Source organism: Microbispora hainanensis, assembly GCF_036186745.1.
Classification (GTDB): Bacteria; Actinomycetota; Actinomycetes; order Streptosporangiales; family Streptosporangiaceae; genus Microbispora.
In genome coordinates, this window is sequence record NZ_CP108086.1 from 134,786 (window position 1) to 159,045 (window position 24,260).

The 24,260-nt window shown below is 71.4% G+C and carries 27 protein-coding genes and 1 pseudogene; 9 read left to right on the forward strand and 19 right to left on the reverse strand.

The window, feature by feature from the left end; all coding sequences use genetic code 11:
• Positions 1 to 106 precede the first annotated feature (106 nt).
• From OHB01_RS00625 to OHB01_RS00640, 4 genes are all read left to right on the forward strand, one after another.
• Entirely contained in the window at positions 107 to 868 is a 762-nt protein-coding gene (locus OHB01_RS00625; RefSeq protein WP_260617328.1) for an SDR family oxidoreductase, read from the forward strand.
• An 82-nt stretch (positions 869 to 950) separates the two neighbouring features.
• On the forward strand, positions 951 to 2,195 hold the full coding sequence (locus tag OHB01_RS00630; protein WP_328854783.1) for a low temperature requirement protein A: 1,245 nt from the start codon (positions 951 to 953) through the stop codon (positions 2,193 to 2,195).
• A 94-nt stretch (positions 2,196 to 2,289) separates the two neighbouring features.
• On the forward strand, positions 2,290 to 3,045 hold the full coding sequence (locus OHB01_RS00635; protein WP_142648692.1) for an SDR family oxidoreductase: 756 nt from the start codon (positions 2,290 to 2,292) through the stop codon (positions 3,043 to 3,045).
• Positions 3,046 to 3,233: 188 nt separating this feature from the next.
• Positions 3,234 to 3,479 (forward strand): hypothetical protein, encoded by a 246-nt coding sequence (locus tag OHB01_RS00640; protein WP_168066039.1) that lies wholly within the window; start codon positions 3,234 to 3,236, stop codon positions 3,477 to 3,479.
• Between the two features lie 10 nt (positions 3,480 to 3,489).
• On the opposite strand, the gene OHB01_RS00645 is transcribed toward OHB01_RS00640, so the two are convergent.
• Both OHB01_RS00645 and OHB01_RS00650 read right to left on the reverse strand, forming a co-directional pair.
• Positions 3,490 to 3,669 carry a hypothetical protein gene (locus tag OHB01_RS00645; protein ID WP_185948993.1) on the reverse strand — a complete coding sequence of 60 codons (180 nt, stop codon included), beginning with the start codon at positions 3,667 to 3,669 and terminating at the stop codon, positions 3,490 to 3,492.
• 202 nt (positions 3,670 to 3,871) lie between these two features.
• Positions 3,872 to 4,060 (reverse strand): annotated as a pseudogene (locus OHB01_RS00650) (cytochrome P450); the annotation flags it as partial.
• Between OHB01_RS00650 and OHB01_RS00655 the strand changes: the two are divergent.
• Positions 3,968 to 4,387, forward strand: a complete 420-nt coding sequence (locus tag OHB01_RS00655; protein ID WP_240971587.1) for a hypothetical protein — start codon at positions 3,968 to 3,970, stop codon at positions 4,385 to 4,387. The pseudogene OHB01_RS00650 and the gene OHB01_RS00655 overlap by 93 nt on opposite strands.
• Positions 4,388 to 4,764: 377 nt before the next feature.
• Here the strand turns inward: OHB01_RS00655 and OHB01_RS00660 are convergent, their stop codons facing one another.
• The 5 genes from OHB01_RS00660 to OHB01_RS00680 form a co-directional block, all read right to left on the reverse strand.
• The gene (locus OHB01_RS00660; RefSeq protein WP_147945115.1) at positions 4,765 to 5,085 is read right to left on the reverse strand and encodes a LuxR family transcriptional regulator; all 321 of its coding nucleotides are present in this window, start codon (positions 5,083 to 5,085) and stop codon (positions 4,765 to 4,767) included.
• Positions 5,082 to 5,522, reverse strand: a complete 441-nt coding sequence (locus OHB01_RS00665) for a cupin domain-containing protein (RefSeq protein WP_328854784.1) — start codon at positions 5,520 to 5,522, stop codon at positions 5,082 to 5,084. The genes OHB01_RS00660 and OHB01_RS00665 overlap by 4 nt, the downstream gene beginning before the upstream one ends.
• A 201-nt stretch (positions 5,523 to 5,723) precedes the next feature.
• Positions 5,724 to 6,107: a MerR family transcriptional regulator gene (locus tag OHB01_RS00670; RefSeq protein ID WP_328709431.1), complete on the reverse strand. Its 384-nt coding sequence runs from the start codon at positions 6,105 to 6,107 to the stop codon at positions 5,724 to 5,726.
• A gap of 59 nt (positions 6,108 to 6,166) precedes the next feature.
• A complete protein-coding gene (locus OHB01_RS00675) occupies positions 6,167 to 6,658 on the reverse strand; it encodes a VOC family protein (protein ID WP_147945117.1) in 492 nt (163 codons plus the stop codon).
• Positions 6,659 to 6,765: 107 nt separating this feature from the next.
• Complete coding sequence (locus tag OHB01_RS00680; protein WP_328854785.1) at positions 6,766 to 7,668, reverse strand: hypothetical protein; 903 nt, start codon at positions 7,666 to 7,668, stop codon at positions 6,766 to 6,768.
• A 363-nt stretch (positions 7,669 to 8,031) separates the two neighbouring features.
• Between OHB01_RS00680 and OHB01_RS00685 the strand changes: the two genes are divergently transcribed.
• Positions 8,032 to 9,411, forward strand: a complete 1,380-nt coding sequence (locus OHB01_RS00685; RefSeq protein WP_142648682.1) for a condensation domain-containing protein — start codon at positions 8,032 to 8,034, stop codon at positions 9,409 to 9,411.
• Here the strand turns inward: OHB01_RS00685 and OHB01_RS00690 are convergent.
• Together OHB01_RS00690 and OHB01_RS00695 are read right to left on the reverse strand one after the other, a co-directional pair.
• Positions 9,408 to 10,469 (reverse strand): DUF6461 domain-containing protein, encoded by a 1,062-nt coding sequence (locus tag OHB01_RS00690; protein WP_328854786.1) that lies wholly within the window; start codon positions 10,467 to 10,469, stop codon positions 9,408 to 9,410. The genes OHB01_RS00685 and OHB01_RS00690 overlap by 4 nt on opposite strands.
• 28 nt (positions 10,470 to 10,497) lie before the next feature.
• Positions 10,498 to 11,130 carry a LysE family translocator gene (locus OHB01_RS00695; protein WP_168066057.1) on the reverse strand — a complete coding sequence of 211 codons (633 nt, stop codon included), beginning with the start codon at positions 11,128 to 11,130 and terminating at the stop codon, positions 10,498 to 10,500.
• Positions 11,131 to 11,210: 80 nt separating this feature from the next.
• On the opposite strand from OHB01_RS00695, the gene OHB01_RS00700 reads away from it, so the two are divergent.
• Positions 11,211 to 11,408: a hypothetical protein gene (locus OHB01_RS00700; RefSeq protein ID WP_328854787.1), complete on the forward strand. Its 198-nt coding sequence runs from the start codon at positions 11,211 to 11,213 to the stop codon at positions 11,406 to 11,408.
• Positions 11,409 to 11,415: 7 nt separating this feature from the next.
• Here the strand turns inward: OHB01_RS00700 and OHB01_RS00705 are convergent, their stop codons facing one another.
• The 4 genes from OHB01_RS00705 to OHB01_RS00720 form a co-directional block, all read right to left on the reverse strand.
• Positions 11,416 to 12,174 (reverse strand): sulfotransferase, encoded by a 759-nt coding sequence (locus OHB01_RS00705; protein ID WP_328854788.1) that lies wholly within the window; start codon positions 12,172 to 12,174, stop codon positions 11,416 to 11,418.
• Positions 12,175 to 12,286: 112 nt separating this feature from the next.
• Positions 12,287 to 12,847, reverse strand: a complete 561-nt coding sequence (locus OHB01_RS00710; protein ID WP_328854789.1) for a hypothetical protein — start codon at positions 12,845 to 12,847, stop codon at positions 12,287 to 12,289.
• 210 nt (positions 12,848 to 13,057) lie between these two features.
• Positions 13,058 to 13,855: an IclR family transcriptional regulator gene (locus OHB01_RS00715; protein WP_168066055.1), complete on the reverse strand. Its 798-nt coding sequence runs from the start codon at positions 13,853 to 13,855 to the stop codon at positions 13,058 to 13,060.
• A gap of 82 nt (positions 13,856 to 13,937) precedes the next feature.
• Complete coding sequence (locus OHB01_RS00720; RefSeq protein ID WP_142648671.1) at positions 13,938 to 14,282, reverse strand: ArsR/SmtB family transcription factor; 345 nt, start codon at positions 14,280 to 14,282, stop codon at positions 13,938 to 13,940.
• A gap of 53 nt (positions 14,283 to 14,335) precedes the next feature.
• Between OHB01_RS00720 and OHB01_RS00725 the strand changes: the two genes are divergently transcribed.
• Positions 14,336 to 15,100, forward strand: a complete 765-nt coding sequence (locus tag OHB01_RS00725) for an SDR family NAD(P)-dependent oxidoreductase (RefSeq protein WP_142648669.1) — start codon at positions 14,336 to 14,338, stop codon at positions 15,098 to 15,100.
• Between the two features lie 81 nt (positions 15,101 to 15,181).
• Here OHB01_RS00725 and OHB01_RS00730 read toward each other — a convergent pair whose 3' ends face one another.
• From OHB01_RS00730 to OHB01_RS00755, 6 genes are all read right to left on the reverse strand, one after another.
• Complete coding sequence (locus OHB01_RS00730; protein WP_328854790.1) at positions 15,182 to 16,513, reverse strand: family 2B encapsulin nanocompartment shell protein; 1,332 nt, start codon at positions 16,511 to 16,513, stop codon at positions 15,182 to 15,184.
• Positions 16,510 to 18,702 (reverse strand): terpene synthase family protein, encoded by a 2,193-nt coding sequence (locus OHB01_RS00735; protein WP_142648666.1) that lies wholly within the window; start codon positions 18,700 to 18,702, stop codon positions 16,510 to 16,512. The genes OHB01_RS00730 and OHB01_RS00735 overlap by 4 nt, the downstream gene beginning before the upstream one ends.
• On the reverse strand, positions 18,702 to 20,075 hold the full coding sequence (locus tag OHB01_RS00740) for a family 2B encapsulin nanocompartment shell protein (RefSeq protein ID WP_142648719.1): 1,374 nt from the start codon (positions 20,073 to 20,075) through the stop codon (positions 18,702 to 18,704). The genes OHB01_RS00735 and OHB01_RS00740 overlap by 1 nt, the downstream gene beginning before the upstream one ends.
• Positions 20,076 to 20,386: 311 nt before the next feature.
• Positions 20,387 to 21,499, reverse strand: a complete 1,113-nt coding sequence (locus OHB01_RS00745) for a polyprenyl synthetase family protein (protein WP_147945120.1) — start codon at positions 21,497 to 21,499, stop codon at positions 20,387 to 20,389.
• 210 nt (positions 21,500 to 21,709) lie between these two features.
• Entirely contained in the window at positions 21,710 to 22,564 is an 855-nt protein-coding gene (locus OHB01_RS00750; RefSeq protein ID WP_142648664.1) for an ABC transporter permease, read from the reverse strand.
• On the reverse strand, positions 22,561 to 23,547 hold the full coding sequence (locus OHB01_RS00755; RefSeq protein WP_142648663.1) for an ATP-binding cassette domain-containing protein: 987 nt from the start codon (positions 23,545 to 23,547) through the stop codon (positions 22,561 to 22,563). The genes OHB01_RS00750 and OHB01_RS00755 overlap by 4 nt, the downstream gene beginning before the upstream one ends.
• Before the next feature lie 76 nt (positions 23,548 to 23,623).
• Here OHB01_RS00755 and OHB01_RS00760 point away from each other — a divergent pair, with 76 nt between their 5' ends.
• Positions 23,624 to 24,259 carry a TetR/AcrR family transcriptional regulator gene (locus OHB01_RS00760; RefSeq protein ID WP_142648661.1) on the forward strand — a complete coding sequence of 212 codons (636 nt, stop codon included), beginning with the start codon at positions 23,624 to 23,626 and terminating at the stop codon, positions 24,257 to 24,259.
• Position 24,260 lies beyond the last annotated feature (1 nt).

The following is a 24,260-nucleotide window of genomic DNA, read 5'->3' on the forward strand; positions in this document are numbered from 1 at the left end:
AACAGCCGTGACACCGGGATCGGGGGCCAGGGCGCTTTCCGGTCCCGGGTGGCGGGCGTACGGTCGCCGGTGCATATCGTCGTGTCCGAGGAGCAGGAAGGCCGTCGTGTCCGAGGAGCAGGAAGGCCAGGGCATGAAGATCGCCGTCATCGGGGGGACCGGCCTCATCGGATCCCGGTTGGTCAGGATTCTGAACGCGCGCGGGCACGAGGCGGTGCCCCATTCGAGGTCCACCGGTGTGGACCTGCTCACCGGCCGCGGCCTGCCCGAGGCGCTGGCCGGCGCCGACGTGGTCGTCAACCTGACGAAACCGCAGCGCTTCGACGACGCCTCGCCCGCCTTCTTCCGGACGACGATGAACCACCTGCTGACCGAGGCGGCGGCGGCCGGCGTCGGGCATGCGGTCATCCTGTCGATCGTGGGCGCCGACCTGGTGCCGAGCCTGGTCTACTACCAGGCCAAGGTGCTGCAGGAGGACCTGCTCAAGGCGGGCCCGGTGCCCTACTCGATCGTGCGTTCCACGCAGTTCTTCGAGTTCATCGACACGGTGCTGTCCTGGACCTCCGACGAGCACACCGTCCGCCTGCCCGCCACTCTCATGCAGCCCATGGCGGCCGACGACGTCGCCCGGGCCGTGGCCGACATCAGCGTGGGCGTCCCGCTGCGCGGCACCCGCGACATCGCGGGCCCTGAGGTCTTCGCGCTCGACGAGCTGGGCAGGATCACCCTCGCCGCCCGTGGCGACCGCCGTACGGTCGTCACCGACGACGGCGCGGGCATGTACGCCGCCGCGCCGGGCCGCGCCCTCGTCGCCAAGGACGGCGCCGTCATCGCCGAAACCACCTATCGGGAGTGGCTCGCACGCTGACGCCCGCCGTCTCTGTCACAGATCGAACGCCCTGCCCTGTCTTCGAGGCGACCGTACGTTGCCCAGCGACAGGAGCAGGACCTTGCCACCAGCAGGCACCACGATCCGGATCCGGATCCGGGTCCGGATGAGCGCCCGTGCCATCGACGAGCCGCATCGCGTCTCAAGTCAGTTGGAGCTGCTGTTCGACCTCACCTTCGTGGTCGCGGTCGCGGCCGTCACCGCGCAGTTCGCGCACGACATCGCCGAGGGCCGCGGCCTGGCCGGGCTGGTGCCGTTCCTCCAGGTGTTCTTCGCGATCTGGTGGGCGTGGATGAACTTCACGTGGTTCGCCTCGTCCTACGACACCGACGACGTCGCCTACCGGGTGCTCACCATGGTGCAGATGGCCGGCGTGCTGGTCCTCGCCGCCGGGGTGCCCGCCGCGGCGAGCCGCTCCGAGTACGGAGTCATCACCCTGGGCTACCTCGTGATGAGGATCGGGCTCGTCGCCCAGTGGCTGCGGGCCGGTTTCGAAGACCCGGCGAGGCGGCGTACGGCGTTCCGCTACGCCGCCGGCATCGCCGTCCTGCAGCTGGGCTGGCTGTCGCGGCTCGTTCTTGTGGAGACGGAAGTGCTGCCCTCGTCCTCCGGCCTGCCGTACTTCGTCTGCCTCGCCGTCCTGGAGCTCGCCGTGCCGTGGTGGGCGGAGCGGGCCGGGGCCACCAACTGGCATCCGCACCACATCGCCGAGCGGTACGGCCTGTTCACGATCATCCTGCTCGGGGAGAGCGTGCTGGCCGCGAGCAGAGGGGTCGGACGGGCTCTGGAGGCGGACGCCGTCGGCGGCTCCTTCGTCGTGATCTCCATCGCCGGTCTCATCCTGCTCTTCGCTCTGTGGTGGCTGTACTTCCTCGGGCCTGCCGGGGACGGTCTCACCGACCGCCGCCATAGGTCCTACCTGTGGGGATATGGCCACTATGGGATATTCGCGGCCCTGGCGGCCCTCGGCGCCGGGCTTGAGGTGGCGGTGGAGCGGAACGGGCACGACGTGTCGTCATCGGCGCTCGGTTACGCGGTCGCCGTCCCGGTTGGGGTCTGTCTCGCCCTGCTGTGGGCGGTGCACGTGCTCGTCGTCCGAAGGCCCGTCATGTCCCCCGCCGCGGTCGTGGCGTGCGTCCTCGTCGTCCTGTCACTGCCGCTCGCGACGCCCTGGATCGGTGTGGCCGGCACGGTCGCGGCGATCGCGACGGTCTGCGTTCTGCTGGTCGCGGTCACGATCTGGACGGCGGCCGTCAGGTCCCGCTCGCGTGACATGAGTCACCTCGCCGGTGACGAGCCGATGTGAACTTCGCCTCCGCCGTCACAACCCCGGAGGCTGTCCGGTCTTAGCTGGCGACCGGGCGGCGACGAGACCGCCCGGCGGACAGAAAGAGAGCACGATGAAGATCGTCGTTATCGGCGGCACCGGCCTGATCGGGTCGAAGCTGGTGAAGAAGCTGGGCGAGCACGGCCACGAGGCGGTGGCGGCCTCACCGAACACCGGCGTCAACACCCTGACCGGCGAGGGCCTGGCCGAGGTGCTGAAGGGTGCGCACGTGGTGGTCGACGTGTCGAACTCGCCGTCGTTCGAGCGGACCGCGGTGCTGAAGTTCTTCGAGACCTCCACGGGCAACCTGCTCGCGGCCGAGGCCGACGCGGGCGTGGGTCACCACGTCGCGGTGTCGATCGTGGGCACCGAGCGGATGCCGGAGAACGGCTACTTCGCGGCGAAGATCGCCCAGGAGCAGCTCATCGAGAAGTCGGGCATCCCGTTCTCGCTCGTGCACTCGACCCAGTTTTTCGAGTTCGCCCGCGGCATCGCGGACGACGCCACGGTGGACGGCAAGGTGCACATGGCGCCCGTGCTCTTCCAGCCCATCGCGGGTGAGGACGTCGCCGAGGCGGTCGGCCGGGCCGCGATGGGGTCGCCGCTGAACGGCCGGGTCGAGATCGCCGGGCCCGAGCGGTTCCGGATGGACGAGTTCTTCCAGAAGGCGCTGACCGCGTGGGGCGACCCGCGCGAGGTCGTCGTCGACCCGCACGCGCGTTACTTCGGCAGCGAGCTGAGCGAGCACTCCCTCGTTCCGATCGGCGACGCCTCCCTCGGCACCATTCACTACCTCGACTGGCTCGGCGACGCCGCCACCGGCAAGTAGGCAGGCGAGGCCGTTCATTCCCCGGGCGCGTACGCGATGACCACCGTCACCCCCCTCGCACCGCCGCGCAGTGCCCCGCCGCGGGCTCCCACCGCGGGCCCCCGCCACGGGCCCGCGGCGTGCGGGTCGGCGCGGCCATCGCGTCCCGCCCCGGCCGGGCCGCCCCTCACGACACGGAAAGAGGAACGATGACAGCTCCGAGCGACGACGGATTCCTGCACGAGCTCGAACTCGAGGTCGAGGCGGAGGTGGTCCAGGTCGAGCTCAGCCGTCCCGAGGACGCCGCCGACCTGCCGGTCGCCGAGTGGCTGTTCGACCCTGCGGACGCCGAACGCGAGGAGATCGGCCTGCGGGGTCTGCTCGCCGCGGTCGAGGTGCTGGAGGACGACCTCCCGATGGAAGACGACCTCCCGCCCGGCGACCCCGCCGCGTAGCGGGCCCCGGCTATCGGGCGACCCCGGCGGCCGGCCGTTCTTCCAGCTCGGCGAGGTCGCCGGTCTGCGCGGCGGAGAGGAACGTCCGTACGAGGCGCCGGTGCCCGGTGGTGCTCACCGGGTTGCGGCGGCCGGCGGCGAGGTGGTCGCGGGCGCGTCGCACGAGTTGCCGCGCGTGGTCTTCGCCCACGTGGAGAATCTCGGAGATCCGGCGATAGAGATAATCGAAGGCGCAGCCTGGCCCGGGCCGCCATGAACGGCGCGTACGGGCCCGGCTGGGTCAGTCGCCCGCCGCCGAGGTGACGTGCAGGGCGACCGGCCGGAGGACACAGCCGGAACACGCCACGGGCGATCATCGAGGCGGTCGTCTCATAACCGGCCGTGATCAGCGAGAAGACCGTGTTGACCAGCTCACCCTCCGACAGCCGGTCGTCGGCGTCCCTGGCCTGGATGAGCAGGTCGATGAGGTCGTCGCCGGGCGAGCGGCGATGCTGGGCGACCAGCTCGGCGGCGTAGGCCATGAAGTCGCTGTAGCCCTCATGACGCGCCTGCTCGGTGGCCGTCGAGGTGGTCAGGAACATGTCCGTCCACTGGACGAACCGCTCGTAGTCGTCCACCGGCACACCGAGCATCTCGCAGATGACATGGGCCGGCAGGCGCAGCGCGTACTCCTCGACCAGCTCGAAGCGGTCACCCAGGCCGTCGAGGAGTTCGGCGGCGATCGCCGCGATGCGCGGACGCCACCGCTCGGTCTGGCGCGGTGTGAAGGTGCCCTGCATGATCCGTCGATAGCGCGTGTGCTCCGGCGGATCCTGATTGATCAGCGCGTCCGGGTCGTCGTCGATGCCGACGCCGCTCACGAAGCGCGGCAGTCCGGGCAGGCGCAGATTGCGGCTGGACGTGGGTGAGGCGAGCAGGACCCGCACGTCCTCATATCGGGCGGCCATCGGGACCTGGTCGCCACTGGGCATGGTCGCCGGATCCAGCGGCCCGCATTCGCGTCTGCGGGCGAACTCCGGTGATGGCGTACCCAGCGGTCCCGGCACGATATCCGGCCCTATGACGGGCTCGGGGGTCGGCTCGGTCCCGTTCGGATCCAGCTCGGCGGTCACTGCAACCCCTTCCGGTCCGGGTCGCCCGGGGCGCGGACTATGCGGAACGTACGAAATGTGACACGGTCCGTCAACGGGTCAGGCCGAAGGCGGGGACCGGAGCCGGTTCCCGCCTTCTTCGCTCTCGCCGTTCTTCGCTCTCGTCCTTTCCCTGGGCTCGCCCTCCCCCGCTCTCACCGGGCCGTGGTGAACAGGAACGCGCAGTCCTGTACGGCCTCCATGCGGTGGCGGCGTTCCGGCATGACCAGCAGGTCGCCGGGCCGTCCTTCCCACGAGTCGCGCCCGGAGACGAGCCGCACCCGCCCGTACAGCACGTGGACGGTGACCTCGCCGGGATGCTCGTGGACGTGCTCGCCCTGTCGCAGGGCCATGAGGGTCTGCCGCAGCGAACGGTCGTAGCCGCCGTGCACGGTGGTGGCGATGCGGCCGGTGTCCGCCGCACGGGCGAGCGCGAGCAGATCACGGGCGAGCGCGGCGAGCGAGACCCTGGTCATGACCGCGGCGCCCGGCGGTCTCTCCGGGCTTCCAGTTCCTCCTGGCCGACCACGGTCAGCATCGGCTGCCCGGGTGCGCAGAACATCGTCACGACGAACGCCGACTCCTCGTCGGCGAGGTGGTTGCCGTCCTGGTAGTGGATCACGTCCCCGCCGGGCTCCCAGAACGTCTCACCGGCCCGGACGACCCGCGCGGGCTCGCCTTCGAGCTCGAAGTCGATGGCCCCTTTGATCACGTACCCGTACGCGGGTCCGGAGTGCCGGTGCGGAGGCGAGCCGGGGCTGTTCGGCGGCAACGTGACGAGGATCGTCATCGCCTCGGCCCCCTCCGGTGCGGGCGGGGCCTCCGGCACGGTCCCGACGACGTCGATCTTCGGTGGCGGGCCGCTCTTGACGGGGTTCTCCAGGTAGTGGATGTGAGCGTGATCGGTGGTCATCGGGTTTCCTCCGCGAGACGGTGACCGGCTCGATCCGGCCGTACACCAGCTCAGACAAGACAGCGTCCCGATGCGTGACAGCGCCGCACACGATGCGGCCTCCGGAACCCTCATCTTCGTCGCAGGTCAGCCGTCACGACGGCGCTCCTCGCGCCCCTCGGCGGCGCCCGCGCGGCGACGGCGAGGAGCGGCCCCGAGGGGCTACCGCCAGGTGGCGGACTCCGGGTCGACGCCGTGCGCCTCGGCGTTCGCCCAGATCGTGTCGCGCAGCCAGCCGGCCAGGCCCGGCTCCATCGCGTCGTAGTGGGCGGCGAACCGGGGGTCGTCGAGGATCCGGCCGATCTCGGCGAGCGGGAACCCGAGCTCCCGGTAGACGAGGACGCGGTGGATCCGGGCGACGTCGTCGCCCGAATACACCCGATATCCGGCCCAGGTGCGCTCACTCGGGCACACGAGGCCGATCGCGTCCCAGTGATGCAGCGTCTTCACGCTGACGCCGACGAGCGCGGCGGCCCGGCCGACCGTGAGGCCGTCGGCGCCGTCCGGCCCTGCGGCGGCCGGTTCGCGTTCGGGGGCGCTCGTCACCGGCCCAGTATCGCCGATCGGGCCGGAGGCCCACGGTCTGAGACCGGCGTACGGCGTCGTCACTCGGCGGGGATCTCGATCCCGATCTCTCGCAGGCCGGCCGCCCGCGCACTGTGCGGGTCGAGCGGCTGGGCGGCCGTCATCACGACCCGGGCGTTCTCGGGCGTGACCACCGTCAGCTCGATGGAGTTCCACGGCATCTCTCGCGGGCCGGTGGTGCATCCCGGCACGAGTTCCTCACACCCCGCGGCGATCTTGTCGATCTGGCTGAGGACGCAGGCGAAGCTGACGCTCATCGCCGGGACCTCGCTCACCTGTTCCGCGGGCACGAGCAGGACGTCCTGGAAGGCCCAGCGGCGAAGATGGACCAGGCGGTCCGGCACGGTGAACAGGTCGACGAAGCCGAGCCCGCGGGTCCAGAAGTCCGTCGACGCCGCGAGATCCCGGGTGGGGATGGTGACGAACATCGGCATGCCGTAGTAGTCCCGGTAGATCTCCGGGGCGGTCGCGTCGAGCGCGGGCATGGGAACGGGACTGATGTACTCGCTCATGCCCCGATCGTCGAGCCTCCCGCAACGTGAGGGTCAAGCCTGTGCGGACGCGGACAGGCATGGCACGGAGACGGCCCGATCAGCGCGCTACCCCCGTCGCAGCGGGCTCAGCGGCCTCGCGCCGTCCGGGCCTCGTCGGCGGCTCCGTAGCCGGTGGCGCGGAAGAGGAAGGAGGCCCAGGAGCGGTAGGGCCGCCACGCCTCGGCCACCTTCCGGTAGACGGCGGGCGAGGCGTCCTCCGGCAGGCCGTACGCCTCGCGGAGGATCGCGAACAGGCGCGGCTCGTCGCCCGGGAACGCGTCCGGCGCGCCCGCGCCGCGGATCAGGATCAGGCCGGCGGAGAACGGCCCCACGCCGGGCAGCGCCCTGAGCTCCGCCAACGCCTCCTGGGGGTCGAGCGCGCGCAGGTGTTCGGTGGTGAGCACGCCGTCGAGCGCCGCCTGGGCCAGCCCGCGCAGCCACTCCTCCTTCTGCGCGGGCAGGCCGAGACCACCGGCCCGCAGCAGCGTCATGGGCGGAGGGAAGGCGGCGTAGGGTTCCCCGTCCACGATGACCTTCGCGCCGTATCGCTCCGCGATGCGCTGTTTGATCCGGGCGGCGACGAGCATCGACGACCGCTGCACGATCACCGCCCAGCACGCCGCCTCCCAGGGGCTCCAGAAGCAGAGCGGGCGCAGGCCGGGACTCTTCCGTTGCAGGTCGCCGAGCACCGGGTCGGCCTCGCCTGCCGCGGCGAAGCCGGAGCCGTCCACGTCGAGGGACAGGATGCGCGCCACCTCGGCCCGGATGTGCGGCCCGGCGGCCCGCGTCGTGGCGACGGCGACCCCGTCGGGTGCGGCGGTCACGGTCACGCCGATCGGCAGCCAGTCGGACTCCGCGCAGTAGGCGAAGCGCAGCGCCCGCCCGTCGGAGGGCAGCCCGCCGGTGACCGGCCAGTCCTCGACGAAGCGCAACGTGGCGCCGAAGTCGTACGGGCCTTCCGCTGTGATGGTGAAACCGTGGCTGGTCATGGGCCTCATCGTACGAGCCCGGACCGACAAACGATCTTCGCGCGCCGGACCGGACCATCGGCAACAGAGGCACTCGAAGCACACGCGGACGGCCGACCCGCCTACACTTCACGGACACGAGGAGACCGACGCTTCACCCGAAGCGCGTCGAAAAGTTTCGACATGGGACTTTCGACTTTCACTGTCCCCCTTCGACTCTCGTTGCCTATTCTTCCGTTGCACGGCGGCCTTCCGGCGTGACCAAAACCGGACCAACTGGCATTCCTGTGCCGATCATGGAGCGAGCATCGTGTCGAAACCTTTCGGTGACAGTGGGGAGATCCGCCTCGGTGACGGGCCGGCCTTCCGAGGGACGACGCGCGCATGGTGACGGTGGCGTTCAGCGGCACGCGGGAGGGCGAGGCGCCGCTGACCTGGGGACAGCGGCTCATGTGGCGTGCGGTCCACCTGATGGGCGACAGCCAGACGTTCCTGAGCTGCCCGTGGGTGCTCCCGGTGTACGGCAGACGCGACCTCGGCAGCGTCCTGGACGCGCTGCGCGTGCTGCTCGAACGCCACGAGAGCCTGCGTACGACCTTCGCCCTCACTCCGGAGGGGCCGGTGCAGCGGGTCGGCCGCGGCGGCGAGCTGACCGTCGACCTGGTGGAGGCGGGAGAGGAACGGGCACTGCGGGTCGCCGAGCGGGTCTCGGCCGAGCTGGGCCGCACGGCCTTCGTCCACGACCGCGACCTGCCGCTGCGCTGCTCCGTCGTTCTCAAGAACGGCCGCCCGACGGCGCTGGCGCTCGCCTTCTCCCATCTGGCCGTTGACTTCCAGGCGTTGAACACGCTGTCGGAGGAGTGGAAGGCCCTGCTGCGCGGCGAGAAGCTGCCGCCCGCCGAGTGGCAGCCGATGGACCAGGCCGCCGCCGAGCGCGAGGAGCCCTACCCCGCCCGCTCGGCCAAGTCCGTCCGCTACTGGCACTCCGTGCTGGCGGACGGACCGCTGGACGTGTTCGACCATCCGCCGCATGAGGCGGAGGACCCGCGGTTCATCGAGGTCGGCATGGAGTCGGTGGCGCTCGCCGTCGCGGCGGAGCGGCTGGCGGAACGCTGGACGATGCGGACGACCAACGTGCTGCTCGCCGCCTGCGCCACCGTGCTGGCCGTCGTGAGCGGCCGCCCGCGCGCCGTCATGCAGCTCGTGCACAGCAACCGCCGCGACGCGCGGACCCGTGCGATGGTCGGCACCGTGGAACAGGACGGCCTGTTCGTGCTCGACCTGCCCGGCACGGACTTCGCCGCCACCTGCCGGGCCGCGCAGCGCGGGGCGCTCAGGGCGTATCGCAACGCGCACTACGACCCGTTCGAGATGCAGGCCATGCGCGAGGAGATCGGCCGCCGCCGCGGCCGGGAGCCCGACCTCGACGCGTTCTTCAACGACAGGCGGACCTCCGGCACCTGGCCGGGCCTGCCTCCCGTCGGCCGCGACGAGGACGTGGCGCCCCTCACCGAGAAGACCCGGACGTACGTGACGAACGCCTGGCCGGGTGTCCGGTTCAAGGCGTTCTTCACGGTCGTCTCGGCGCCCGACACCGGGAAGCTCAGCCTCATCGTCGACACCGCCTATCTGCCGTCGGGCATCGCCGAGTCGATGCTGCGCGGCGTCGAGGCCCTGCTGGTGCGCGCCCTCACCGAGGACGTCCCGATGAGCGCCGTCCCCGAGGTGTGCGGGATCGGCCACTACACCGGACGCCCGGATTAGCCGACGTCCGTCAGCAGGTCCTCCACAGCCGACCGGAGGGACGGCCATTCGTCCCCGAGGACCCATCGGGCACAGGTGAGGGCCTCGAAATTCTCCGCGCGCCCGGCGGCTTCGAGCAACGCGAGCCTGACCGCGACCACGGCCGCCGCGCGCAGCCTCTCGGCACGGTCAGGGTCGTCCCCTTCGGGGATGACGGGCACCCAGCCGTCGTGAAGCTGCAGTTGCGTCTCCAGCAGACCCCACCGCAGTTCCTCCCCGAGCGCTCCCCCGCCCGCGACCACGTCGATCGCGTCCTCGATCGGCGGCTCGTCCAGTCCGAACCGCCCGGTGAGGTCCCGGGCCGGCAGGAGCAGCGCCGCCCGCCGTACGGCCTCGGGGGCGTGCCGCAACCGGGCGTCGAGGTCCGGCTCCACGTGCCCGAACCCCCGCCGTTCGAGCGGCGCGCTGAGCGGAGGGTCGATGAGGATCGCCTGCCGCATGTCGCCGACCCATTCGGCGGTCAGGCGGGCACCGGTGGACGACTCCATGACGGCCATCGCGGCCGTTTTGAGCGCCCATGCCTCCGCCCGGGTCGTCACCGGGCGGCTCGCGACCGCGTCCCGGAGGGGGACGATCGCGTCCGCGACGGCCTCGGGACGCGGTCCGGTCACCAGCGCGGGATCCAGCCCGGGAACCACTGCGAGGATCTCGCCACCGGCCGCGCACGTCAGCCGCTCTCCGCCGTTGACGTGCCAGGACAGCGACCATACGCGAGCGTCCACGCTGAGCCTGCGTATGACGTCCGGGCCGCTCGTGTACGCCCCGTTCGCTTCGAGCAGCATCATCGACGGCCCCGAAGCGCCGGCGAAGACGACCTCCATGGGATAGAGATCCGTTTCTCGTATCCACAGCTCGGCGATCTCGGGGCTGCCACCACCGGTCAGCCTCGACGCGACCACGTCGACCGGTGGTGGCGTTTCGGCCCAGGGGTGCACGACGGTCCAGGTCAGCGCGTTCGCGAGCCACTGGTGGGATTCGAGGAACCGCAGGTAGTGCGCACGCATCTCGTCGGCCGCCATCGGCCTCCTTCCGATTCGCGGTCGATTGTCAGGACTGCTGGACGGCCAGGCGCAGGCCGAAGCCGATGACGATGACGCCGGTGAGCCGGTCGAGGGCGCGCTTGACCGACGGCCTGCGCAGCCAGCCGCGCAGGATCCCGGTGAACCCGATGAGCACGGCGCTCCACACCAGCCCCTCGCAGACGTGGACGCCCGCGAGCAGCACCCCCATCACCGCGTGCGACACCCCCTGCGGCATGAACTGGGGCAGCACCGCGACGTAGAAGGCGCCTACCTTGGGGTTGAGCAGGTTGGTCAGCAGGCCCCGCCGGAACGCCCGCCCCCACCCGGTGTCCGCCGGGTCGGGCGGCGCGGCGTCGTCCGCCCCGCCCGTACGGCTGTGCCAGAGCATCCTGCCGCCCATCCAGATCAGGTAGGCGACGCCCGCCCACCGCACCACCTCGTACGCCACCTGGGAGGCGGTGAGGAGAGCCGACAGGCCGGCGGCGGTGAGCAGGCCCCACAGCAGGGTGCCGAGCTGGATGCCGAGCACCACGGCCCAGGCCGGCCTCCGGCCGGCGAGCAGCGACGTACGCAGGATCAGCGCCGTGTCCAGACCGGGCGTGAGCGTGAGCAGCAGCACGATGGCGGCGAATGAGGCGATGGCGCCATAGACATCCACAACGGTCACCGTAGCGGCCGTTCGACCCGGTCGATCACCGGAACGACCGCATCCGATCAAACCGGCCTGGCATCGAAGTCATGGACGAGCCACAGCCGGTCGCGCTCCCCAACGGCCGCACCCTGAAATGCGACACCTGCGAGAACGAGCTGTTCGAGACGCGCCGGTGGAAACTCCAGACCACGGGCACGACGTTCATGAATCTCGACTGGGCCAACCGCGACGCCACCTGCTTCGTGCGCAGCAGTTGCCGGCGCGTTCACTGGTTCCACTGGTGATCGGAAATCACAGGTAGCCCCAGGCGACCGCGATCTCGCGCAGCGCCTCGGGCACCTCGCCGGGGGCGGGCAGCGGGCGGCCCGGCTGCACCCGCCCGCTCCGGATCTTGTCGCGCCAGTCGCCGATGCCCTTGACGAAGTCGCCGTGCTCCTTGTCGCCATAGCGGACCATCGCGGGCTCGTACTCCACACCGAGCCAGGCGCACAGCCGCCGCAGCTCGCCTTCGGTGTCGTCGACGAGCCGCTCGTAGCGGACGTCGATGCCCTCGTGGCGGCGTCTGGCCTCCTCCAGGTGGCGCATGTACTGCAGCGTGTGCCGTACGGCCTCGTCCATCGGCCGCGCCCGCGGATCCGCCTCGTGCCACGACCTCGCGATCGACGCGGGGTGGCGCAGGAGGAAGACGAACCGGGCGTCCGGCCAGCACGTCGTGATGCGGCGGTGGGCGAAGACGTTGCTGGGCGTCTTGTCCACGAGGACCTCCTTGCCCCTCCGGACGAGTTCCCGGTGCAGCAGGCGGTCCCACAGGATGTGCTCGATGTCGCTCGTGCGGTGACCGGCCGCCTCCATGGCCTGCCGTACGGGATCGGTCGTGAGGGTCACGGCGATCCGCCGGACGTGCAGCTCGTGCGGCGCGTGGATCCTGCTGTGGCTGTTCAGCAGCACGCGCAGGAGCGTGGAGCCCGACCTGACGGGCGAGAGCACGAAAACGGGTGCGCGCAGCAGGCGGTCGGCGGCGGGATCGGCAGGCGGGCGCGGCCGGGTCACACCTGCGCGTGGGCCAGGGAACGCGTTGGATGCGCCGGCCGGGGTCACGCCCGCGCCCGGGCCGGGGCCGGGAAGGCGTTGGACGCGCGGGCCGGGGAGGCGCCGGGCGGGGTCATGCCGGCGACAGGACCAGGACCGCGTGGTCGGGCGCCACGCTCGCGAGCCGCAGGCGGATGTCGCCGATCCTGCCGGGCCGTCCCATGGCCAGCGTCAGCCCGCCCTCCGTGTGGCAGCGGCCGTTGAAGCAGCTCTGGCTGACGCCGGTGTTCATGCCCTCGACGTGGAAGGCGCCCGCGCCCGCTTCGAAGCGCAGCCGTACCTCGCCCTGGTCGAGCCCCACGATCGTGATCTCGTCGAGGCCGGTCTTCGGGTCGAGCCGCAGCCGGTCTCCCTGGCGGACCGCCACCTCGCAGTCGGCGTTCCGGCACGCGTCCGGATGGTCGAAGGCCGAGACGACAGACGGGCTGGGCGAGGGCGATGCGAAGACGGTGGCCGCCGGATCGGCGACGGGGTTCAGGGTGGACGCCGGGCCGCCCGTGGCCACCGACCCCGCCGGCGTCTGCGGCTGCGTCTCCGGCTGGGGCGACCCGCACGCCGCGAGCAGCACGGCCACCGGTACGGCGACGAGGCCCGCCCGGCCGATCAAGCGGGACGCGTACGGTCCTCGACGCATGACTCTCCCCGAGACCACGACGGCTGCGCCGGTCCGACGCACCGGCGGCCCGAGCGGCTCAGGCCCAAGCACAAGCCAAGGCACGGGCCCAAGTTCAAGCCCAGGCACACAGCACAGGCCAAGCCCGAACACAGGCACACGCACAGGCCCTGCCGCTCGACTCGATCAGGCCTTCCCCGAGCCCGGCGACTCCAATCCCCTGATCTGGGGTCACAGGAGGAGGGCGCCGGTGATCTGGTGGGCGGTCCTGCGTACGGCCGCGCCCAGGCGGGGCAGCGCCGCCGCCCCCACCGGAGCGGCGACCCCGACGGCCATATACACCCCGCCGTCCGGGCCGAAGACGGGCGCGGCCACGCAGCACACCCCCTCGGCGAACTCCTCCCGCGCGTACCCGACGCCCTCGCAGCGGATGGCCGCGAGCTCGCGTTCCAGCGCGACCGGCGCGGTCACCGTACGGCCGGTCACCCTCCGCAGGGCCGGGGCGGCGAGGAACGCGGCGCGCAGCCCTGCGTCGTGGGCGAGCAGCACCTTGCCCGTGGCCGTGCAGTGCAGCGGCGCCCGGTCGACGCCGTCCGACGGCGACCTGACCCGGTTGTGCCCGTACAACCGCTCGACGTACACGACCTCGGATCCGTCCGGCACGGCCAGGTTGACCGTCTGCCGGGTCGCCTCGTAGAGCTGGAGCAGGTGCGGCAGGACCACCCTGCGCGAGCCGGGGAGCCGCCGGCCCTGCACCGCCCAGCCGCGCGGTGCCACGAGGTCGGCGAGGCGTCCGCCGACCATGTAGTCGCCGCCCGTACGCGTGACCAGGCCCCGCCGCTGCAGCGTCCCGAGCAGGCGATGCGTGGTGGTCTTGGAGAACCCGGTCGACCGGTGCACCTGGGTCAGGTTCATCGGCCGCATGCCGACGGCCAGGCACAGGAGGATCTCTATCCCGCGTTCCAGGCTGCCCAGGGCGGAGGCCGCCTCCGCTCGGCGGGCACGATCCAACGGTACGAACAATCCCACCCCGCGACGCTCGACGCACATCTTGATCGGCCAGCGGTCACCTTAGCCGCGCCGCGCCGCGCATGAAGGGAGAACGCGGTTGCTAGGCCGAGGCCGCCAGCTCGACCTGGCGGCCGACTCCGTCGCACTCTGCGGCGGCCAGCACGGGCGCGAGCAGGCCGGGAAAGCGGGTCTCCAGGTCGTCCCGGCGGAGCACGACGAAGCAGCGGGTGCCCTCTTGACGGGTGCGCGTGATCCCGGCGTCGCGCAGGACCCGTAAGTGATGGCTGAGCGTCGACTTGGCGACGGGGGCCCGCAGCTCGCCCCACCCGCGCTCCCGCCCGTCGGCCAGCAGCCGGACCAGGCCGACCCGGATCGGATCGCTCAGCGCCGCCATGACCACGGTGAGCGAGATCTCGTCCAGTTCGGGGTGGTGCGCCTGCTTCATGGGCACATGATAGCTTGTTCGCTGTTCATCGAACATCGAACATTGGAGTCACGTTGACCGGACACGCTGATGACCGCTTCACCGGCCGGGTCGTCGTCGTCACCGGTGCGGGCTCGGGCATCGGACGCGCCGCCGCCCTCGCCTTCGCCCGGGCGGGAGCGCGGGTCCTCGGGGTGGGCCGCCGCGCACACGCGCTTGAGGAGACCGCCCGGCAGCACCCGGACATCGCCGTGCTCGTCGCCGACCTGCGCGCCGCCGATTCGCCCGAGACGGTCGTCCGTACGGCCGTCGACCGCTGGGGCCGGCTGGACGTGCTGGTCAACAACGCCGGAGCGACCATGATCATGCCGCTGGCCGAGACGACGGCGGAGCGCGTCACCGACCTGTTCGCCCTCAACGTCACCGCGCCCAGCCTCCTCGCCCGGGAGGTGCTGCCCCACCTTCGCCAGGCGCACGGGTCGATCGTCAACGTCTCCAGCACGTACGGGCACCGGCCGCTGCCCGGCGCGGCGCACTACGCCGCGTCGAAGGCCGCGATCGAGCAGCTCACCCGGAGCTGGGCGCTGGAGCTCGCCGGGGACGGCGTCCGGGTCAACGCTCTCGCGCCCGGGCCGACCGAGAGCGAGGCGCTCGCCTCCGCGGGGCTGTCCGACGCCGCCGTCGAGCAGGTGAAGCAGGACGAGGCACGCAGCATCCCCCTCGGCAGGCGTGGCGCACCCGGAGAGGTCGCCGAGTGGATCCTCCGTCTCGCCGATCCCGGCGCCACGTGGCTCACCGGCCAGGTCCTCACCCTCGACGGCGGCCTTGAGCTCACCTGACGCGGGAAACCGCCCGCGGCCAGGAGCTCTCGGGGAACCCCCGGCCGCGGGCGTGCCTCAGTGCCTCGGTGCCTCGGTGCCTCAGCTCACCTCGACGCTCTCCAGTACGCCGAGGGCGTCGGGGACCAGGACGGCCGCCGAATAGTAGGTGGTCAGCAGGTAGGAGATGATCGCCTTGTCGTCGATGCCCATGAAGCGCACCGACAGGCCCGGCTCGTACTCGTCGGCCAGCCCGGTGCGGCGCAGGCCGACGACGCCCTGTTTCTCCGTCCCGGTGCGCATGACGATGATCGAGCTGAGCCCTCCCTCGGTGATCGGGATCTTGTCGCAGGGCAGGATCGGCACCCCACGCCACGCCATGACCATCGCCCCGTTCACCTCGGTGACGTCCGGGTAGAGCCGACGCCGGGTGCACTGCCGTCCGAAGGCGGCGATGGCCCGGGGATGGGCGAGGAAGTAGTGCGAGCTGCGCCGGCGGGCGAGCAGCTCGTCGAGGTCGTCCGGGGTGGGCGGACCCGAGAGGGTGTGGATGCGGTGCTTGAGGTCGGCGTTGTGCAGCAGGCCGAAGTCGCGGTTGTTGACCAGCTCGTGCTCCTGACGCTCCCGCAACGCCTCGATCGTCAGCCGCAACTGCTGCTCGGTCTGGTTCATCGGCTCGTTGTACAGATCCGCCACCCGCGAATGCACCCGCAGAATCGTCTGCGCCACACTCAGCTCGTACTCACGCGGCCCCAGCTCGTAATCCACGAACGTCCCCGGCAGCGTCGCCTCACCCTCATGCCCCGCCGCCAGCGCGATCTCCGCCTCCCCATACCGGTTCACCGGCCGTGCCACGGGAGGACGGGCGAGATGGTCGCGCAGGCCGCCCGCGAGCGCTGCCAGGTTGTCCAGCGCCGACCTGTCGAGGACGAGAACGATGCACGAGGTGAGGGCCTTGGCGGGCGCGGCCCCCGCTCCGGTGAGGTCTCCCAGGTGGTCTCCGTCGGCCAGCACCTGGAGCAGCGCCTCCCCGCCGTACGGGCCGGGGCCGACGCGGGCGATCTTGCCGTGGGCGACGAGCACGACCTGTCCCCGAGGCACCGGATCGCCCGGGCCCAGCTCGTGCTGGACGAACCGGTCCGCCAGCGCGCCGAGCGTGTCGAGGTCGCCGTAGCCGTGCAGGGAGGGCAGCTCGCACAGCTCGGCCGGGACGACCCGCACCCGCGCGCCGGTGGAGACGAAGCTCACCCGCCCGTCCCCCACCGTGCAGGTGAGCCGGCGGTTGACCCGGTAGACGCCGCCCTGGACCTCCATCCAGGGGAGCACCCGCAGCAGGTGCCTGGGGGTGATCTCCCGCATCTGCGGCGGCGTCTTGGTGGTGGTCGCCAGGTTGCGTGCGGCGGCCGTGCTCAGAGTCAGTCGCGACGCGGTCATGGCGCCCCCACCGTGAGCGCGGGCGAGCCGTGCGCCGGCGGCGCCAGGGAGAGGATGCGCGCGGTGGCCGTGCCGAGGCCGGTCGGGCCCTGGGACCACCGGACGGCCGGGCCCCTGCGCAGCTCCTCCTCGACGTAGCGCCGGGACCGCTGGTGCCAGCGCAGGATCGAGGCCATCCAGTTGCGCAGGTCGGACGCGTATCCCTCGACCGACTCCCGTACGGCCTCGTCCGCCTCGATGCGGTCGAGCAGGATGGGCAGGTCGACGGTGGTGATGTGCTCGAACTGCCGCATCCGGCTGGTCATCAGCGCGTCCACCACACCCACCGCCTCGTCGGGGGCGCAGTCGAGGAAGGTGCCCAGCACCACGACGGCGTTGTGCAGCTCCCCCTCGAACTGGATCTCCTTCTGGCAGGAGAACAGGTCGTTCAGCAGGCACGCGTAATCCTGCGCGGCGTCGGTCATGCCGAGGAACTCGCGGGTGCGATGGATCTCGGCGGGGATGACCCGGCCGGGCGTCAGCCTGGCCAGGCTCATCGTCATCTGCGAGCCGAACGTCCTGCGCCGCATCTCGATGTAGTCGACCGGATCGGGCACGCGGTGCTGGGCCTGGTTGGCCAGCTCCCACACCCAGCTGTCGATCATCTCCTCGACGGCGACGCGGAACGCCCTGCGAGCATCCTCGGGCAGCGGCCCGGCGGTGCGCGCCCACAGGTCGGCCAGCCCGCGTTCCAGCCCCGTCATCGGGGCCAGGCGCGGGACGAGGTCCACCGGCATGAACTCCTTGAGCCGCCGGTTGCCGAGCTTCGCGCCGACCAGGTCGCGCGCCGCGCCGTAGACCCGGGGATAGTAGTCGTCGCCGTACGTCCCCCAGGCCAGCCAGTTGACTGCCAGGATCAGTTCGTCGGCCGTGGCGTCCGGGTCGATGCCGGACGCGCACAACGCGAGGTCGAAGCCGACGAGTTGCGGCTCGTTCCACACGGCGGTCGCCGGGAGGCCGGGGACGCCGTCGAAGAAGCCCATCGCGGCACACCATTCGACGTCCGCCGCGCGCGCCGCGTCGAGGTGCGGGTTGTCGCGCACCTCGAACGGCATGTACGGCTGCGGCAGCCGCACCGCCGCCTCCGAGAAGGGCCGGTGGGTGTGGTTGCGCAGCCCGCCGGCACCGGTGAGGTGGGCGCGCGACACGTTCAGGCCCAGGGACCCGGAATGACTTCCGAGCTTGGTGTAGCGGCTGGAGGCGGTGTGCCAGGCGTGGCCTCCCGCCTGCCAGTCCTGCAGTCCCTTGACGTAGCTCAGGACCAGCGCCTGCTCGGGCGGCAGCACCCCGTCGTCGGCGAACAGCGCCGGAAGCTCGGTCAGCGCGGTGTGCTCGAACTGGTGCAGCCGTGAGGTGAGCAGGTCGTTGGTGATCTCCACGGCCCGCGCGGTGTCGCAGCCGAAGAAACGCTCGCAGACCAACACGCAGTTGGACAGTTCGCCCTCCAGCAGCACCTCCCGCTCGTAGGAGAACAGGTCGTTGCGCAGGTGGACGGCGTCGGCGAACGACTCCGTCAGCACCCGGATCGGCCGGGAGCCCGCCAGCCGGGCCGGCAGCTCGGCACCGGCCGCGTGCTCCACGAGCGCGGCCGACCACGGAGCTCCGCCGACCTTCCTGCGTTCCTCGATGTACTCGATCGGGTTGGAGACGGCCTCGCGCTCGATGTGGAACAGCTCCCACATCGACTCCTGCAGCAGGTCGCGGGTCACCCGTACGAACCGGCGCCGCCACGCGTCCGACATGGCGGGCACGGTCCGGGGCCACAGGTCGGCCAGGCCGCGCTCGACGGGGTTGGACGGCTCGGGCGGGTCGTCCGTCATGAACGCGTCGAGCCGGTCCAGGTAGTCCTGGGCGCCGTTCAGGTCCCTGCTGCGTTTGAACGTCTCCAGGAAGTGGTCGTCGAAGAAGAAGACCCACACGTACCAGTCCGTGACCAGGTCGAGTTCGGGGGCGGAGCAGTCGGGATGGGTGTAGGCGCACATCAGGCCGTAGTCCATCGCGTCGAGCGACTCCACGGTCCAGATGTCCGGGTCGTCGAGCATGCCCATGTCCGCCGCCCACCCCCGCGTGTGCGCCCGGGCGGTCTCCACATGCGGGTTCAGCCGGGGCGGATAGGGGAGATAGAAGTCCGGCAGCCGGTAGGACGACATCAGAGGACCTCGACGCTCTCCAGGATGGCGAGGGCGTCGGGGACCAGGACGGCCGCCGAGTAGTAGGTGGTGACCAGGTAGGAGATGATCGCCTTGTCGTCGATGCCCATGAAGCGCACCGACAGGCCGGGCTCGTACTCGTCCACCAGCCCGGTGCGGCGCAGGCCGACGACGCCCTGCTCCTTCTCCCCCAGCCGCATGACCATGATCGAGCTGATGCCCTTGTCGTTGACCGGGATCTTGTTGCACGGCAGCATCGGCACCCCGCGCCAGGCCGGCGCCTTCTGGCCGTTGAACTCCACGGTCTGGGGATAGATGCCCCGGGCGTTGCACTGGCGGGCGAAGGCCGCGATCGCCTTCGGGTGGGCGAACATGACGTGCGGGTTCTTCCAGACCGTGGCGAGCAGCTCGTCGAGGTCGTCCGGGGTGGGCGGGCCCGAACGGGTGTGGATGCGGTGCTTGAGGTCGGCGTTGTGCAGCAGGCCGAAGTCGCGGTTGTTGACCAGCTCGTGCTCCTGACGCTCCCGCAACGCCTCGATCGTCAGCCGCAACTGCTGCTCGGTCTGGTTCATCGGCTCGTTGTACAGATCCGCCACCCGCGAGTGCACCCGCAGAATCGTCTGCGCCACACTCAGCTCGTACTCACGCGGCCCCAGCTCGTAATCCACGAACGTCCCCGGCAGCGTCGCCTCACCCTCATGCCCCGCCGCCAGCGTGATCTCCGCCTCCCCGTACCGGTTCACCGGCCGGTGCGGGTTCTCCCGGTATGCCTGCACGTGCTCACGCAGGCTGTCCGACAGGGTGAGCAGCCGCTCGAACTCCTCCCTGCCGAGCGCGAGCACGGTGCACGGCGTCACGGTCTTGACCGTCCATTCCCACCGCGCGTCCGCGTTCACCAGCATCTGCTCGCCGACGTACTCGCCGTCGGCCAGCACCCCGAGGCGCGTCTCGTTGCCGTACGCGCCCTCGCCGATCCTGTCGACCTTGCCGTGGGCGAGGAGCAGGACCTCGTCCATCGGGGTGCCGGCCCGTGCGATGACCTGGTCGGCCTCGTACTCCCGCTGGGTGAACAGGTCGGCCATGGCGGCGAGCACCTCGGCGTCGCCGAAGCCGTGCAGGGCGGGCAGCTCGCACAGCTCGGCCGAGATGACCCGTACGTCCGCCCCGGTCGAGACGAACGTCACCCGCCCGTCGGCCATCTGGTAGGTCAGCCGCCGGTTGACCCGGTAGGCGCCGCCCACCGCCTCGACCCAGGGCAGCACGCGCAGCAGATGACGGGAGGTGATCTCCTGCATCTGCGGCGGGGTCTTGGTCGTGGTGGCCAGGTTGCGCGCGGCCCTGGTGCTGAGGCTCAACCGGTTGTCGGTCGGCATGGTGTTTTCTGTCACGGCACATCACCCATCTGTGGTCGGCACGGCGGCCGGTTGTTCGGTGACTGGTCACGCTCGTCGCCGAGCGGCGGAGGGGGAGGGAGAAAGTCAGGGTCCTACCGGCCCGCACGGGGCCGCACCGCATCGCCGGCCGTCCGTACGGCCGCGCCCGTACTGCCGCGTGCGAAGGCGGCGTGCGGAGGCGGCGTGCGGAGGCGGCCGGAGCGGTTCCCCGGCGACGGGAGTCGCAGGAAAGGCAGCAGCCGGGCAGAAGGCAGGAATCAGAAGAGAGGCGGGCGTACCGGTCGCGCGCCTCACCGGACGCGGCGGGTGAGCCGCTCGGTGAGCATCGTGAGCGCCTGGGCCGCCTCCGGGGCGATCGCGCACTCGCGCAGCGCGTCGAGCGCCTGCCCGGCCCGCACGGCGATGAGGTCCTCGACCTCGCCGAGGGCGCCGGTGTCCACGATGATCCGGCGCAGCTCGGCCGCCCGGTGTTCGTCCAGGCCGGACGCGCCGTGCCAGGTCCGCAGCAGGTCGCGTTCGGGCCCGCGCGCCCGCGCGTACGCGTACGCCATGAGCACGGTGCGTTTTCCCTCGCGCAGGTCGTCGAGGACCGGCTTGCCGGTGACGGCGGGGTCGCCGAAGACGCCGAGGACGTCGTCGCGCAGCTGGAACGCCTCCCCGAGCGGCAGGCCGAACCGCGAGTACGCCTCCAGCAGGGCGGGCGGGGCCCCGGCGAGCGCCGCGCCGATCTGCAGCGGACGCTCCACGGTGTATCGGGCCGTCTTGTAGCGGATGACCGTCAGGGCCCGTTCGACGTCCGCGTCGGCGCGGGCGTGCGCCAGGATGTCGAGGTACTGCCCGGTGACGACCTCGGTGCGCATCCGGTTGAACAGCTCGCGCGCCGCCCGCCCCCGCACGTCGCCGCCGGCGGCGTCCGCGAGCAGTTCGTCCGCCCACGCCTGCGCGAGCACGCCGAGCAGGATGGCCGCGGACCGGCCGAACGCCTCCGCCCCCGTCCACCGCGGAGTCCCGGCCAGCCCCCTATGGATGGTCGGGCGCCCGCGGCGCAGCTCGCTGCCGTCCATGACGTCGTCGTGGATCAGCAGGCCCGCGTGGTAGAGCTCCAGCGCCGCGCCGGTGACGACGGCCCGGTCGTCGTGCGCCTCCTCGCCGCCCGCGCCCCGCCAGCCCCAGTAGCACAGCAGCGGCCGGATGCGCTTGCCGCCGTCGACGACGAACTCGCGCAGCAGCCGGTAGCCCTCGGCGACGTCCGGATCTCCGACCGGGGGGCGCCGGGCGTCGAGGAAACCGGCGAGCAGCTCGTCGACCCGTCCCCGGACGGCGCTGGTGACGGCGGCGACGCCGCCGGTGTCACCGACGCCGGTGATCCCCTTGATGGACGTGTCCACGGTGTCCGCGGTCATGCACGGCCTCCTCGCTCGGCGAGCCGATCTCCCTTGCGGAAAGTTACTTAATGAATACGCAAAGTAGAACCGGTCGTTCCGATAGTCGGAACTTCTCGCCGAGCCGGACGAGCGGCGCGCGGGAAGCCACGGGAGGAGCGCAGGATACGGCGCTCCTCAGCCGGCCTCGCCGAGCAGCGCCAATCAGTCGGCTTTGCCGAACTGTGCTCCTTAGTCGGCTTTGCCGAACTGTGCGATCGCGGTGACGAGCAGGGCGAGCCCGAGGGCCGCGAGCACGGCCACCTCGACGGCGATGGGCACGTGCCACCCGCCCCACGTCAGCCCCGGCGCGAGCCGGGCCTGTACGGCGGGCGCCAGGTCGAGGTGCGAGAAGACGAGCCGCCTGATGGGGTCCACGGCGTACGAGAGGGGGTCGATCCGGTTGAGCACGGTCAGCCACGTGGGCAGGTTCGACGCGGGGAACATCGCGCCCGACATGAAGTACAGCGGCATGATCAGCAGCTGGTTGAGCGCCATGAACGACTGCATCTGCCTGACCCGCACCGACATCGCGACGCCGAAGGCCGTGATGGTGAAGGCCAGCAGCACCTGGATGCCGAACACGCCGAGCATCAGCCCCGGCGCGTACGGCACGCCCACGGGACCGGCGATGCAGATGACGACGAGGCCCTGGAAGGCCGCGACGGTGGCCCCGCCCAGGCACTTGCCGAGGACGATGGACCCCCGGGACACCGGCGCGACCAGCATCTCGCGCAGGAAGCCGAACTCCCGGTCCCACACGATCGAGGCGGCCGACGACATGGCGGTGAAGAGGACGGCCATGGCGAGAATGCCCGGATAGAGGAAGGTCCGCAGGCCGAGCCCGCCGGTGCCGCCCGAGGTGAGCTGGGACAGGCCCGTGCCGAGGACGAACAGGAACAGGAAGGGCTGCACGAGCGAGGTGAGGATGCGCAGCGGGCCGTTGAAGAACCGGATGATCTCGCGCTGCCAGACCACCTTGACCGCGCGCAGCTCGCTCATCGCGCTGCGCCCCGGCACCCGGACCGCCGTGACGGGCAGCGTCATCGCCGGCCTCCTCGCGCCGCCGCGAGCGCGGCCGCACCGCGCGCGGCGCCGGCCGACTCCGAGTCGCGGATCGACCGGCCGGTGTAGGACATGAAGACGTCGTCCAGGCTGGGCCTGGCCACGCTGACGGACCGGATCGGCAGCCCCGACCGGCTGAACAGCTCCGGCACGAACCGCTCTCCCTCCTCCACCTGGAAGACGACGACGTCGCGGGACGCGACGGCCTTGATGCCGAACCGTTCGTCCAGGGCGGCGACGGCCGCCGGGCCGTCGTCGGTCTGGATCTGGATGCGGTCCTTGCCGACGCCGGCCTTCAGCGCGGCGGGGGTGTCGAGCGCGATGATCCGGCCGCCGTCCATGATGGCGATGCGGTCGCAGTGCTCGGCCTCGTCCATGTAGTGGGTGGTCAGGAAGACCGTGATGTCCTCGGCCTCCTTCAGCTCCCGGATGTAGGACCAGATGGAGCTCCTGGTCTGCGGGTCCAGGCCCACGGTGGGCTCGTCGAGGAACAGCACCCGTGGCGAGTGCAGCAGGCCGCGGGCGATCTCCAGTCGCCGCCTCATGCCGCCCGAGAATGTCGCGACCTTGGCCGCGCGCCTGTCCCACAGCCCCACCATGTCGAGCACCCCCTGGAGCCGCGGACCGATGTCCGCGCGGGGCACGCCGTACAGCTCGGCGTGGAAGCGCAGGTTGCGCTCGGCCGTGAGATAGCCGTCGAGCGTCGGGTCCTGGAACACCAGCCCGATCGAGCGCCGCACGCTGTCACGTTCGCGCACCACGTCGTGGCCGGCCACGCGCGCCATGCCGCCCGTGGGCGTGGTCAGGGTGCAGAGCATGCTGATCGTCGTGGACTTCCCCGCGCCGTTCGGGCCGAGGAAGCCGAAGATCTCCCCTCTGTGCACGGTCAGGTCGATGCCGCGTACGGCCTCGACGTCGCCGTAGTTCTTGGTCAGGCCGGTGGTTTCCACCGCCGGATGCGTCATCCCGCCTCCCCCATCACTTACACTTGGTGCAACAGTACACCAGGTGTAACCAAGGAAAGGCCGATACGCTGTGCCCATGAGAGCGGGCGGACTACGGGAGCTGAAGAAGAACCAGACCCGGCAGCTCATCGCCGACACCGCGAACGCGCTCTTCCGGGCCCGGGGCTTCGACGAGGTCACCGTGGACGAGATCGCGGCGGCCGCCCAGGTGTCGAAGAAGACGGTGTTCAACCACTTCCCGACCAAGGAGGACCTGGTCTTCTACCGGGCCGAGGACCGGGAGGCCATGTCGCTTGCGGCGGTGACCGACCGCCCGGCCGGGTTCTCGATCCTCGACTCCTTCCGCGCGATGTGCCTGGCGCAGACCCGGTTCATCCCGGGCATGCGGCGCGACCTCGTCCATCCGCGCAGCTTCTACGACCTCGTCAGCGGCAACCCCTCCTTGGAGCGGAAGATGCACGAGGTCAACGAGCGGATCATCGAGGTGCTCGCCGGCGCGCTGGCGGCCGAGGCGGGCGCGGAGCCCGGCGACCCGCTGCCCCGCGTCGTCGCCTCGACGCTGGTCTCCGCGCAGCGGGCGCTCTACCGGCGGCTGCGGCAGCGGGTGCGCGAGGGCGGGCCCGACGAGGAGATCGGGCGCGCCCACCGCGCGGACGTCGAACGGGTCTTCGATCTGCTCGGCAAGGGACTCGGCGGCTACCCGCAGACCTGAC

Bases quoted from the DNA above. Each gene is read 5' to 3' on its own strand.
- OHB01_RS00690 (WP_328854786.1), bottom strand. From the start codon at position 10,469: ATGGCGGCCGACGAGATGCGTGCGCACTACCTGCGGTTCCTCGAATCC.
- OHB01_RS00745 (WP_147945120.1), bottom strand. From the start codon at position 21,499: ATGACCGCGGACACCGTGGACACGTCCATCAAGGGGATCACCGGCGTC.
- OHB01_RS00735 (WP_142648666.1), bottom strand. From the start codon at position 18,702: ATGTCGTCCTACCGGCTGCCGGACTTCTATCTCCCCTATCCGCCCCGG.
- OHB01_RS00660 (WP_147945115.1), bottom strand. From the start codon at position 5,085: ATGACCAGGGTCTCGCTCGCCGCGCTCGCCCGTGATCTGCTCGCGCTC.
- OHB01_RS00635 (WP_142648692.1), top strand. From the start codon at position 2,290: ATGAAGATCGTCGTTATCGGCGGCACCGGCCTGATCGGGTCGAAGCTG.
- OHB01_RS00720 (WP_142648671.1), bottom strand. From the start codon at position 14,282: ATGAAGCAGGCGCACCACCCCGAACTGGACGAGATCTCGCTCACCGTG.
- OHB01_RS00730 (WP_328854790.1), bottom strand. From the start codon at position 16,513: ATGACCGCGTCGCGACTGACTCTGAGCACGGCCGCCGCACGCAACCTG.
- OHB01_RS00700 (WP_328854787.1), top strand. From the start codon at position 11,211: ATGGACGAGCCACAGCCGGTCGCGCTCCCCAACGGCCGCACCCTGAAA.
- OHB01_RS00640 (WP_168066039.1), top strand. From the start codon at position 3,234: ATGACAGCTCCGAGCGACGACGGATTCCTGCACGAGCTCGAACTCGAG.
- OHB01_RS00685 (WP_142648682.1), top strand. From the start codon at position 8,032: ATGGTGACGGTGGCGTTCAGCGGCACGCGGGAGGGCGAGGCGCCGCTG.
- OHB01_RS00675 (WP_147945117.1), bottom strand. From the start codon at position 6,658: ATGAGCGAGTACATCAGTCCCGTTCCCATGCCCGCGCTCGACGCGACC.
- OHB01_RS00655 (WP_240971587.1), top strand. From the start codon at position 3,968: ATGCTGGGCGACCAGCTCGGCGGCGTAGGCCATGAAGTCGCTGTAGCC.
- OHB01_RS00760 (WP_142648661.1), top strand. From the start codon at position 23,624: ATGAGAGCGGGCGGACTACGGGAGCTGAAGAAGAACCAGACCCGGCAG.
- OHB01_RS00755 (WP_142648663.1), bottom strand. From the start codon at position 23,547: ATGACGCATCCGGCGGTGGAAACCACCGGCCTGACCAAGAACTACGGC.
- OHB01_RS00740 (WP_142648719.1), bottom strand. From the start codon at position 20,075: ATGCCGACCGACAACCGGTTGAGCCTCAGCACCAGGGCCGCGCGCAAC.
- OHB01_RS00680 (WP_328854785.1), bottom strand. From the start codon at position 7,668: ATGACCAGCCACGGTTTCACCATCACAGCGGAAGGCCCGTACGACTTC.
- OHB01_RS00750 (WP_142648664.1), bottom strand. From the start codon at position 22,564: ATGACGCTGCCCGTCACGGCGGTCCGGGTGCCGGGGCGCAGCGCGATG.
- OHB01_RS00710 (WP_328854789.1), bottom strand. From the start codon at position 12,847: ATGCGTCGAGGACCGTACGCGTCCCGCTTGATCGGCCGGGCGGGCCTC.
- OHB01_RS00665 (WP_328854784.1), bottom strand. From the start codon at position 5,522: ATGACCACCGATCACGCTCACATCCACTACCTGGAGAACCCCGTCAAG.